Source organism: Pseudomonas sp. CCC3.1, from assembly GCF_034347405.1.
Taxonomy (GTDB): domain Bacteria; phylum Pseudomonadota; class Gammaproteobacteria; order Pseudomonadales; family Pseudomonadaceae; genus Aquipseudomonas.
On the sequence record NZ_CP133778.1, the window covers coordinates 4,269,298 to 4,280,000 of the forward strand.

Genomic DNA, 10,703 nt, shown 5'->3' on the forward strand with positions numbered 1-10,703 from the left:
GCCCTCCTGTGACACACTCGTCACTCATTATCTGGCGATGCTTGCGGATTCACCTTGCAGGTGCTCCCCGTGCAGTCGAAAACGAGTGTGGGGCGTCCACCGTAATCATTCACATAGGTCAAATACGGTGTAATACCTAACGCTGTAGCGCTCGGCCCCAACGTGAGTGAGCCTTTAGGGGACACCATCAGCGGCTCAAAACCCGCGGCAGTTTTTGCCTCTTTACTGCTTCGAGCGTCGACCAGCGTAATGAAGTACGGGGTCGGGTTATTCACTTGATAACGATCACCCACACGGGTGAGGGTCAGTTTTTCTTGCCAAGGGTTAGCCCGTTCCTGCTGGGTCGGCATGATTGAGGACGGTCGGTAAAACAGCTTTATTCGCGTTTGCAGGGCAATTTGCAGAGTATTGGCCTTGTCAGTCCGAGGCGGAATTTCGCGAAGATTAAAGTAATAGATGCTCTCCCGATCCTGAGGCAAGGATTTGGCAGCAGGCAATGCCTGCACTTTCACCTGGCTTTGCTTGCCTGGCTCCAAACGCTGCACGGGAGGAAGTACCGTCAGCGGGGTGCTGATCTTGTTGCCCTGCTCATCTTCGATCCATCCCTGTGCCAAGTAAGGCAGTTGGGTGTTGTTGTTAGTGATGCTCATGCTGACAGCCTCTTTACTGCCATCAAAAACGACACGGGTTCGGTCCAGACCAATGGCCGCATTGGCGGTACTGATCAGACAAAACGCTAACAGTGCGATAGCAAAAGTCGCGAAACGCGTAATGAATGTCATGAGGACGTTTTCTCCATATCGTAATGAATCGTGCCGGTAAATGGCGTCGGCGCAGTTGACCCGTTGTCAGTACTGTTGATTTGGCAAGGCAGGTTCAGTGAGGAGGTCAGCCCATCTGCTGGCAAACGCTCAGGCAATGTCAGTGTGCAGCGCTCGATCCCGCCCCAGCTCACGATCATCGTGTCACCAGGCTGAATACCGCTCAGGTAGACGCTGCCGTCCTCATTGACGATGCCCGTGTCTTGCTGTTTTTCATTTTTCACCGTGGCCCCAAACGGCGGTGCGCTGCCATCCGGTAGCCGCAAAACGGCCATGGCCTTAAAGCCGGAAATCACATCCAGTGAGCGGTAGCCAATAGCGCCCTCTGTCAACGTGAGTTGAGCGACCGATTGAGTCGCCTCGGCATTGGCAGGCAAGTTCTCCAGATCCACGCTGGCCGACGTGCGGTAATAACTGTTGATGTCCGAAACAACCGCTTTCCCAAAGCTATTACTGCGCGTCGCTGCGCCATAACCGCGAACGGGCACATCGGGCACACCGGAGGTGTCGATCATCAAACGGGTGCCGCCCATACTGCTGCTTCTATGCAGGGCTGCGCCTTGCGCGGTCACTGTGGCGCCACCACGGGCTGACAGGCTGAGGCTGGTGTAATCATTCTCTTGAGCACTGGCATTGATATCGAGCGATGCCTGATCACCGGTATGGCTCATAGAACCACCCACAGAGCGGTCGCTGGCAGTGAGTTGATAGCTGCTGCGGTCATTCAGCCGGTCACTGAAACTCGTTGATAAACCATTTCTGCCCGACGACTGATTGGCACTGGTTGTCAACGTACCGGAGCTGCCCAAGGGCAGACTGACTGACAGATACATTCCGGTATTACTTTGCGCGCCACTGCGCTGATCACGCTCCTGATTTCGATACAGGTTCATGGACATGCTCATATTTTTGATCGTCCCCAGACTGAAATAGCGAGCCAGCGAGAGCGTCCAGCGCTCGCTAACCGGGCGGTCCCAATAAGACTGGTTGCTGTAGTTCAGGTAGACGGAAAGCCCGGCATCGCGAAACTGCTTGTTAAGCGTCGCGGTATAGAGCGCCTTGCTCCCACCGGCCTTGGCCCCGTAATGACGGGCATCCAGGTATTCACTCATGCTCAGGTAGTTTTTTTCAGAAAAGCGGTAACCGGCAAACGTGACCTGGCTGTCGTACTCTTCGAAGTTCTTCGAATAACTCAGGCGGTAAGAAGCACCGGACAGCGTCTCGTCATCCAGTTGAGTACTGGCCCGAGTGGTATCGAATGACACTGCACCGAATGCCAGCAGGTCACGCCCCACACCCACCGTGAGCGCCTTGTAGTTGTTATCGGTTAATGCTCCGCCATACAGCGACCAGCCGTTACTGATCCCCCAAGAGAATTCGCCCGTACCAAATGCGCTTCCCTGCTCTCCGTTGTGTAATTTTGAGGGGCGGCCCATAGCCGCTTTGTAACGCACCGTACCGGGGCGCGTGAGGTAGGGAATGCTGGCTGATTCGACAGTAAAGGTTTTGACGCTACCGTCTTGCTCCTCCACACGAACATCGAGCGTCCCGCTCACCGCATCATTGAGATCCCGAATACGAAAAGGACCCGCTGCGACCAGCGCGTCATAAAGCACCCGACCTTTTTGACTGATGACGACCTTGGCATTAGTGTTGGCCACACCGACCACTTCCGGTGCATAACCGCGCAAGTTCGGCGGCAACTGATTGTCATCGGAGTTAAGCGAGGCACCGATAAAGCGGAAGCTGTCGAAAACATCCGAATACAGATAGTTTTCGCCCAGCATCAGACGTGACTGGATGGAAGGCAGTGCGCGGTAAGCGTAAAAACGGCTCCATTCCATCTTTTGATTGCGCCGGGTGACATTGGTATCGTCATCGACCCGTCCCTGCCAATCCCCTCGTACCCGCCACGGCCCGCTGTTAAAACCAACAGTACCGTTACCGGTTAAGGTATTGCGGCTTGCTTGATGCTGCTGGATCGTTTGACCGGTCAGGTTGTAATCAACCAGTAAACCGGACACGCCTTCATCCCACCGTGAAGGGGGATCCCAGTTCGGAGCGGTGTATTCAAGATACGCTTGCGGGAGCGAAATATAGAGGGTGCTGGTGCTCAGGTCGCCCGTGACGCCCATACCCGCAAGGCTGCGAATATCCAGGCACTCGCCGCCTTTCCACCACATAAGCGCGGCCATCTGATCTTGCTTCAAGCCCAACTGCGCCACCAAATCTGGTGACAGACAAGCCTGGCTACCTTTGGGATCATCCTCAGGCGGATAAAAAGCAATGGACTGCTCGGGCAATGGCTGTGTATTCACCTGCACGGCCATGGGGTAGGAGCCAGGTAAAATAAAGCCACTGCGTGAGAATTGGGACAAATCGATATTACTGCGATCGTTCAGATCGAGAATATCGGTGTTGAACTGCACATCCCCTGCCGAGAATGCGGTGCCGCTAATCGACATCAACCCGCCCAGCACTCCGGGTCGCAATAGCGTTTTGACTGCGCGTGGGTTTAATAAGAGAGACAGCCCATACATTCAAAAATACTCCAGCCTGAAACGTATCGCAGCACGATGCGTTCCCACAGCCATGGGGCTTCCGTTGCCAATCAATCGAAGGGTGTAATGTAAAACCTGATCCTCCCCAGTAAGGGGCGTCAGGCTCATGGGCACCCCAGGAACGCTTTCACGCCCATTCACATCAGTGATGTTCAAGGCCACCCCCTGAGAGGAACCGACAGCGGCAAAAGACCGCCCTTGCCTATCGCTCATCCCCTCAAAGGTCACCCTGACATGCTCCCAGTCGGGCAAATATTGCCCGGGGCGGGCCGGATCGGGTCGTGTTAACGAACAGTGAACTAGACGTAGCGAAAATGGATGAAGCGGACCTTCCCCCTCACGAATCATTTGCCCCATGGGCACAGGGTCCATCTCAATCAATTGATAAGCACTGCTGGTATCCAGTGCGCACGCAGAATCCAGAATTTGTCCGCCCAGCGTTACAACACCACTGCCTTGATGCTGTCGTGTTGCAGCAACCGCTACACAGGAAGTTGTAAACAGGACAAGCGAATAAGTTACCGCCAATACTGAGAGTGCTTTCACATTAAACTTCCCTTCACACGTGCCCTGCCACCGAACTAACGGCGGCAGGGCAAAGGCTTACTGGTAAGCCAGGGAGAAGTTAGTGACTGCTGTGAACTCGCCTGGCGTAATGTCGCCAGTCGCTTGGCCTTTCAAATAAGCACCAAAGGACAGGGTATTACTACCGTCGGCCAGAATTTGCGGCGTGGTTGCCGTACCGAGAACGACAGTCGTGCCGGTCCCATCCACCATCATGATACCGGCGCCTCTAGCGTCGCCCACAATGCCCAGTGCACCTGGCACATCTGCCGACCCGGCCCCGGTAAAGGTTGTGGTGACCGTTTTATCGGTGAGCGAGGCCACATCACAGCCAGTGAGTTTGATGTAGAAGTCTTGCGGCGAAGCATTTCCACCCCCCGTCAACTGCGACTTCGCCACTTGCCCCAACCCAACAGTTTGATCAACACTTTCTGGATCAATAGAGCAAGCTGCTTCAATAATGGCGCCTTTAAAGGTAACGGATCCTTCACCTGCACCTGCGGCATGCGCAACCGAAGCAGAGCCCGCCAACAAGACCATAGAAGCCAACGCAGATTTCATTACAACGTTCATTAAGTGTTTCCTATAAAAGTTTATTAAGTAAAGCGGCTTTAATAACCTACACGCGTGTGAAGACCGCGCGGTTAAACATCACACTGCACACAAGCACACTGCCAAATCGCGATACACACAATGCCCCCGCGCACCAAAGCCAAAGACGTAACAATCATCCCTGACAGAGAAAGCGCGCTTAACCGTTAGTTACCCAGTTCAGCCTTGTTTTACCGTCCAACTTGATCACCCAAAAAAGTAATACACATCCTTTTATTGATCTGGTGAGCTGTACGATAAAACCGAGAACAACTTAACGGTTTAATTAAAAATCGTTTGTAAGAATCCCCTGAAGTTTTAAAAAATGCCCTCAGGTAATACTGAAAAAAACGCAGGACGAAAAAAAACCGCGATCAATGATCGCGGTCTTTGGGGAGCTGACGGGGAGGAGGTTACTTGCCCAACGGAATTTTTGGAGCCCACAACAGCCATTCATCTTCGAACTTGTCGAACAACGCAAAGGTCTGCTCAGGCCGTGCCTGAGCACCCATTTTTTCGCCGTCCGGGGTGGCGAAAGCGATACCACCTTGAAGCAGCGTTTCGAGAGACTCTGTGCGCACTGTCGCGCCTTTGAACAGGCCAAAGTCGACGCCAAAACCGCTGGTGTTCCAGAAGCGGCTGCCACTGCGAACCAAAGGCGCGTAACGCGCTTCGATCAAGATATGCACCAAAACGCGATCGGCGGTGTTGCCCAGTTCATAACCTGTCACCTTACCGACGGTGACTTCGCGGTACGTCACGGGCACGCCTTCTTTGAGCGAACCGCGACGGGCGGCACTCAGGACCAGGCTTAGCCCGGCCTTGGGAGTGACGGCATCAGGGGCTTGGTCCAAGGCGACAAAGCTGGTTTGTGGGCCTTGTTGTTTCACGGCGGGCTGCACTTCCAGATACTGGCCAGTGACGAGGGTTTCGAGGTTCGCTGTTTTCAGCAATCCAAGTTCAGGTTTGACCACCCAGAACTGCGTACCCACGCGGGCAATACGACCAGGTACTTCGGTGATGCGCGCCTTGAGCAGGACCGATTGAAGGTCGTCGCTCAAATCGACGCTCTCGATTTTGCCAACATCCAGACCTTTGAAGCGGATCGGTGTGCCACGGCTCAACCCATCTGCGCGCGCGACTTTGATGGTCACGTTTACGCCTTGCTGCATCGCGGCATCACGGTCGGTAAACAGACGGAAGCGCGGGATCCGCTTCTGCAACGGCGCGGTAGCTTGCGGGGTTTCGAAGGCAATCCCACCGGCCATCAAACTTTGCAACGACTCACTTTTGACCTGAATGCCGCCCGTTAAACCACCGGTCAATGTGATACCGCTGGCATTCCAGAAACGGGTCGAGGCGTTGACCAGGTTTTCGTATTCCTTCTCGATGTGCACGCCGATGATCAGTTGTTTCTGGGTGCGGGAGAATTGATAACTCTGAACCGAGCCCACCTTGACCTGTTTGTAGAGGATCGGGCTGCCGACTTCTAGCGACCCCAGGTTATCGGTGAACAGCACCATGTGCAGGCCGGGCGAGCGCAGATCAAGCGGCGGCGCTTTTGGTCGTGCAATGAATTCGCGCTCAGGTGTGCTGCCTTTGTCGCCGGGACGAATGGCGATGTAGTTACCTTTAACCAGCGCTTCTAATCCGGTGATACCGGCCAGCGAGATCGAGGGTTTAACGACCCAGAACTGTGTGCCTTGCACCAGATAGTCTTCGGCCAATGGATCCAGGGTCAGCTCGGCGCTAGCGCTGGTCAGGTCGGGATCAATTTTCAGGGTCTTGAGGCTACCCACCTGGATGCCTTTGTACATGACAGGCGTGCGACCAGACTGCAGGCCTTCAAAGTCAGTGAGTTTGACTTTGACTTTGATCCCTGCCTGAGCAGCATCGAAGTCTTCATAGAGGCGGAACGGCAGGCTTGAGTCGGTGGGCGGGCTGTCTTTGCGGTTTTCGGGTGTTGCGAAGGCAATACCGCCAGCGACGATGCTGGCCAGTGATTCGCTGCGTACTTTTACACCCGAGAGGTTTGCGTCGATGCTGATGCCGCTGGCGTTCCAGAAGCGCGTGTGTTTGCGCACCAGATTGGCGTAAGTCGGCTCAATAAAGACTTTGATCTCGACAGTGCTCTGGTCTTCGGAAAGCACATAGCTTTTGATCTGCCCTACTTGAATCTGTTTGTAGAACACCGGGCTGCCACGGTTCAATGAGCCGAGTCGTTCGGCCTTGAGTGTCAGGTGTAAGCCCGGCTTATCGTCAGACAGTGGCGGCTCTTGCGACAGGGCCTTGAATTTACGGGAGGGCTCACCGTCCGCCGGGCTGACCGCAATGTAGTTGCCGGAGACCAGGGTTTCGAGACCTGTAATGCCTGCCAGTGTCACGCTGGGTTTGACCAGCCAGAAACGGGTATTGGTTTTTAGGTATTGCTCCACGTCCTTGTTCATTTCAACCGTGGCAATCACCCCTTTGCTGGGGCCCGTATCATCCAGGGCCAGGGTTTTGACTTTGCCCACGGGCATGCCTTTGTAAACCACCTCGGTCTTGTTGGCGACGATGCCTTCGCCACTTTCGAAGCGTACCTGAATATCAATCCCGGTTTCGCTGTAGGCTCGCCAGCCCAGCCATCCACCGATGACTAAAGCAATGAGCGGGAGAACCCAGATGGCAGACCAATTGGAGGCTGGGCGGGTTTTAGCGGTAGGCAAATCACTCATGGTCGTCGTCCGACTCCGTGTTATCCCAAATTAGTCGGGGATCGAAAGTTACAGCTGCCAGCATCGTTAGTATCACCACGCTGGCGAAGGCCACTGCGCCGAGATTGGCCTCGATACTGGCAATTCGTCCAAAATTCACCACCGCCACCAAAATGGCAATGACGAAAATATCCAGCATTGACCAACGGCCAATGAACTCGATGAATCGGTACATGATGATACGTTGCCGAGCAGACAATGGCTGACGGCGTTGTACCGAGAACAGCAGCAGGGCGATGCCGACCAGTTTGAAGGTCGGCACCAGAATGCTCGCCACAAATACGACGGCGGCAATCGGAATCATGCCGTGCTGCACCAGTTCTATCACCCCGGCCATGATGGTACTGGGGCTGCCTTGACCCAACGAATTGATGGTCATGATTGGCAGCAGGTTGGCCGGGATATAGAGAATGGCCGAGGTCAGCAGTAATGCCCAGGTGCGCATCAGGCTGTCAGGGCGCCGCGCATGAACCAAGGCTCCGCAACGGGTGCAGGTTTGCTCGTCGGTGTCGGGTTCTTGCCTATTGAGCTCGTGGCATTCGCCACAGATCAGGATGCCTGCATCAATCGCCCGCATGTAGGTCCTCCCCGGACAGTGCCTGCCAAATCTGATGTGGCGACATCACCGCCTCCAACCAGAGTTGCACCAATAACAAGCTGACGAAGCAGATCAAGCCGAGTCCAAGACTCAACTGCGCGAGATCGGCCAATTTGACGATCGCGACCAATACGCCCATCAGGTACACCTCAAGCATGCCCCAATCACGCAGGTGGTGATAAATGCGGTAAATGAGCAAACCGTAGCTGCGTCCAATATTCCAGCGAATGCTCAGTAATACGGCAAGCTGGCACAGCAGTTTTAGTAATGGAATACCCATACTGCACAGGAACACGACAACGGCGATACCTTGCATGCCGGTGTTGAACAAGCCGAGTACACCGCTCCAGACGGTGTCTTGCGACGCCTGGCCCAGTAAGTTGAGTTGCATGATGGGCAAAAAGTTCGCGGGTATGTAGAGCAATAGCGCGGCAATGACCAAGGCGAGGCTACGCTCGACAACATTGTGTTTATGAGCATAAAGCTCGTAACCGCAGCGCGGGCATTGGGCTTTTTCGCCGAGTGCGAGATGCGGCTTGCGCATCAGTAGGTCGCATTCATGACAAGCCACTAACTCGTCCAGCGGTAACTCTGACACCCTGCGGGGGTCAACCGAATCTGGCATATGGGGAGTCTCTGGCTCAAAAATGACTGCTCCTATTCTAGTGCGCGGGCTACAAAATAACTGTGTCTATTTGTAGGACTTTAGGTGCGCTGGAAGCTGGAAGCTGGAAGTCAGCGTGGGGGGGCCGAGGGATTTATGTCCAGTGCTGTGGTTGTATCCTCACTTAAGTACTGCACAGGGCAACTATAGAAGCGATCTTTTGAGAGATCGTCAGGCGTGTCCACCGTTCGTTTACGAAACTAGCTCGCTCCTGCAGGGACGTCGGATCACATATGTAAACACATTGCCCTTTACAGACCACGCGGGCTTAACTTTTTCGAGCGCAAAAACAAAATCCCTGTCTGCGTGAGCAGACAGGGATTTTGGAATTTAATCTTGACGATGACCTACTCTCACATGGGGAAACCCCACACTACCATCGGCGATGCATCGTTTCACTACTGAGTTCGGGATGGGATCAGGTGGTTCCAATGCTCTATGGTCGTCAAGAAATTCAGTAGCCAGCTCGTTTACCTTAGGGTCAACGCTCCAGCGAATGGGTATGTAATAGAATCGGTGCTTTGTGAGCTGCAAACTTTCGGTTTGTATCGTCTTCACACACCGCAATCTGGTCTCTTCGACTCAAATTGCTTGGGTGTTATATGGTCAAGCCTCACGGGCAATTAGTATTGGTTAGCTCAACGCCTCACAGCGCTTACACACCCAACCTATCAACGTCGTAGTCTTCGACGGCCCTTTAGGGAACTCAAGGTTCCAGTGAGATCTCATCTTGAGGCAAGTTTCCCGCTTAGATGCTTTCAGCGGTTATCTTTCCCGAACATAGCTACCCGGCAATGCCACTGGCGTGACAACCGGAACACCAGAGGTTCGTCCACTCCGGTCCTCTCGTACTAGGAGCAGCCCCTCTCAAATCTCAAACGTCCACGGCAGATAGGGACCGAACTGTCTCACGACGTTCTAAACCCAGCTCGCGTACCACTTTAAATGGCGAACAGCCATACCCTTGGGACCGGCTTCAGCCCCAGGATGTGATGAGCCGACATCGAGGTGCCAAACACCGCCGTCGATATGAACTCTTGGGCGGTATCAGCCTGTTATCCCCGGAGTACCTTTTATCCGTTGAGCGATGGCCCTTCCATACAGAACCACCGGATCACTAAGACCTACTTTCGTACCTGCTCGACGTGTCTGTCTCGCAGTCAAGCGCGCTTTTGCCTTTATACTCTACGACCGATTTCCGACCGGTCTGAGCGCACCTTCGTACTCCTCCGTTACTCTTTAGGAGGAGACCGCCCCAGTCAAACTACCCACCATACACTGTCCTCGATCCGGATAACGGACCTGAGTTAGAACCTCAAAGTTGCCAGGGTGGTATTTCAAGGTTGGCTCCACGCAGACTGGCGTCCACGCTTCAAAGCCTCCCACCTATCCTACACAAGCAAATTCAAAGTCCAGTGCAAAGCTATAGTAAAGGTTCACGGGGTCTTTCCGTCTAGCCGCGGATACACTGCATCTTCACAGCGATTTCAATTTCACTGAGTCTCGGGTGGAGACAGCGCCGCCATCGTTACGCCATTCGTGCAGGTCGGAACTTACCCGACAAGGAATTTCGCTACCTTAGGACCGTTATAGTTACGGCCGCCGTTTACCGGGGCTTCGATCAAGAGCTTCGCGTTAGCTAACCCCATCAATTAACCTTCCGGCACCGGGCAGGCGTCACACCCTATACGTCCACTTTCGTGTTTGCAGAGTGCTGTGTTTTTAATAAACAGTCGCAGCGGCCTGGTATCTTCGACCGGCGTGGGCTTACGCAGTAAATGCTTCACCCTCACCGGCGCACCTTCTCCCGAAGTTACGGTGCCATTTTGCCTAGTTCCTTCACCCGAGTTCTCTCAAGCGCCTTGGTATTCTCTACCCAACCACCTGTGTCGGTTTGGGGTACGGTTCCTGGTTACCTGAAGCTTAGAAGCTTTTCTTGGAAGCATGGCATCAACCACTTCGTGTTCTAAAAGAACACTCGTCATCAGCTCTCGGCCTTAGAATCCCGGATTTACCTAAGATTCCAGCCTACCACCTTAAACTTGGACAACCAACGCCAAGCTGGCCTAGCCTTCTCCGTCCCTCCATCGCAATAACCAGAAGTACAGGAATATTAACCTGTTTTCCATCGACTACGCTTTTCAGCCT

At 54.0% G+C, this 10,703-nt stretch carries 7 protein-coding genes and 2 rRNA genes (1 of these 9 running past the window's edge); all 9 read right to left on the bottom strand.

Annotation, left to right across the window (positions count from 1 at the left end; genetic code table 11):
- Nucleotides 1-20: 20 nt before the first annotated feature.
- A complete protein-coding gene (locus RHM56_RS18845; protein ID WP_322234908.1) occupies nucleotides 21-782 on the bottom strand; it encodes a fimbria/pilus periplasmic chaperone in 762 nt (253 codons plus the stop codon).
- Nucleotides 779-3,361, bottom strand: a complete 2,583-nt coding sequence (locus RHM56_RS18850) for an outer membrane usher protein (protein ID WP_322234910.1) — start codon at nucleotides 3,359-3,361, stop codon at nucleotides 779-781. Before RHM56_RS18850 ends, RHM56_RS18845 begins: the two co-directional genes overlap by 4 nt.
- Nucleotides 3,362-3,928: a fimbrial protein gene (locus tag RHM56_RS18855; protein WP_416194864.1), complete on the bottom strand. Its 567-nt coding sequence runs from the start codon at nucleotides 3,926-3,928 to the stop codon at nucleotides 3,362-3,364. It abuts the gene before it with no gap.
- A 57-nt stretch (nucleotides 3,929-3,985) separates the two neighbouring features.
- On the bottom strand, nucleotides 3,986-4,519 hold the full coding sequence (locus RHM56_RS18860) for a fimbrial protein (RefSeq protein WP_322234912.1): 534 nt from the start codon (nucleotides 4,517-4,519) through the stop codon (nucleotides 3,986-3,988).
- Nucleotides 4,520-4,950: 431 nt separating this feature from the next.
- Nucleotides 4,951-7,254, bottom strand: a complete 2,304-nt coding sequence (locus RHM56_RS18865; protein ID WP_322234914.1) for a PqiB family protein — start codon at nucleotides 7,252-7,254, stop codon at nucleotides 4,951-4,953.
- On the bottom strand, nucleotides 7,247-7,870 hold the full coding sequence (locus tag RHM56_RS18870; RefSeq protein ID WP_026014224.1) for a paraquat-inducible protein A: 624 nt from the start codon (nucleotides 7,868-7,870) through the stop codon (nucleotides 7,247-7,249). Before RHM56_RS18870 ends, RHM56_RS18865 begins: the two co-directional genes overlap by 8 nt.
- Nucleotides 7,857-8,516, bottom strand: a complete 660-nt coding sequence (locus tag RHM56_RS18875) for a paraquat-inducible protein A (RefSeq protein ID WP_322234917.1) — start codon at nucleotides 8,514-8,516, stop codon at nucleotides 7,857-7,859. The genes RHM56_RS18870 and RHM56_RS18875 overlap by 14 nt, the downstream gene beginning before the upstream one ends.
- Before the next feature lie 373 nt (nucleotides 8,517-8,889).
- A 5S ribosomal RNA gene (rrf, locus tag RHM56_RS18880) occupies nucleotides 8,890-9,005 on the bottom strand.
- A gap of 152 nt (nucleotides 9,006-9,157) precedes the next feature.
- Nucleotides 9,158-10,703: ribosomal RNA gene (locus tag RHM56_RS18885) — 23S ribosomal RNA — on the bottom strand (it continues 1,346 nt past the right edge of the window).

What these genes read in the sequence shown, in the direction of transcription:
- RHM56_RS18845 (WP_322234908.1), bottom strand. Translation starts at nt 782, where the DNA reads ATGACATTCATTACGCGTTTCGCGACTTTTGCTATCGCACTGTTAGCG.
- RHM56_RS18870 (WP_026014224.1), bottom strand. Translation starts at nt 7,870, where the DNA reads ATGCGGGCGATTGATGCAGGCATCCTGATCTGTGGCGAATGCCACGAG.
- RHM56_RS18865 (WP_322234914.1), bottom strand. Translation starts at nt 7,254, where the DNA reads ATGAGTGATTTGCCTACCGCTAAAACCCGCCCAGCCTCCAATTGGTCT.
- RHM56_RS18860 (WP_322234912.1), bottom strand. Translation starts at nt 4,519, where the DNA reads ATGAACGTTGTAATGAAATCTGCGTTGGCTTCTATGGTCTTGTTGGCG.
- RHM56_RS18850 (WP_322234910.1), bottom strand. Translation starts at nt 3,361, where the DNA reads ATGTATGGGCTGTCTCTCTTATTAAACCCACGCGCAGTCAAAACGCTA.
- RHM56_RS18875 (WP_322234917.1), bottom strand. Translation starts at nt 8,516, where the DNA reads ATGCCAGATTCGGTTGACCCCCGCAGGGTGTCAGAGTTACCGCTGGAC.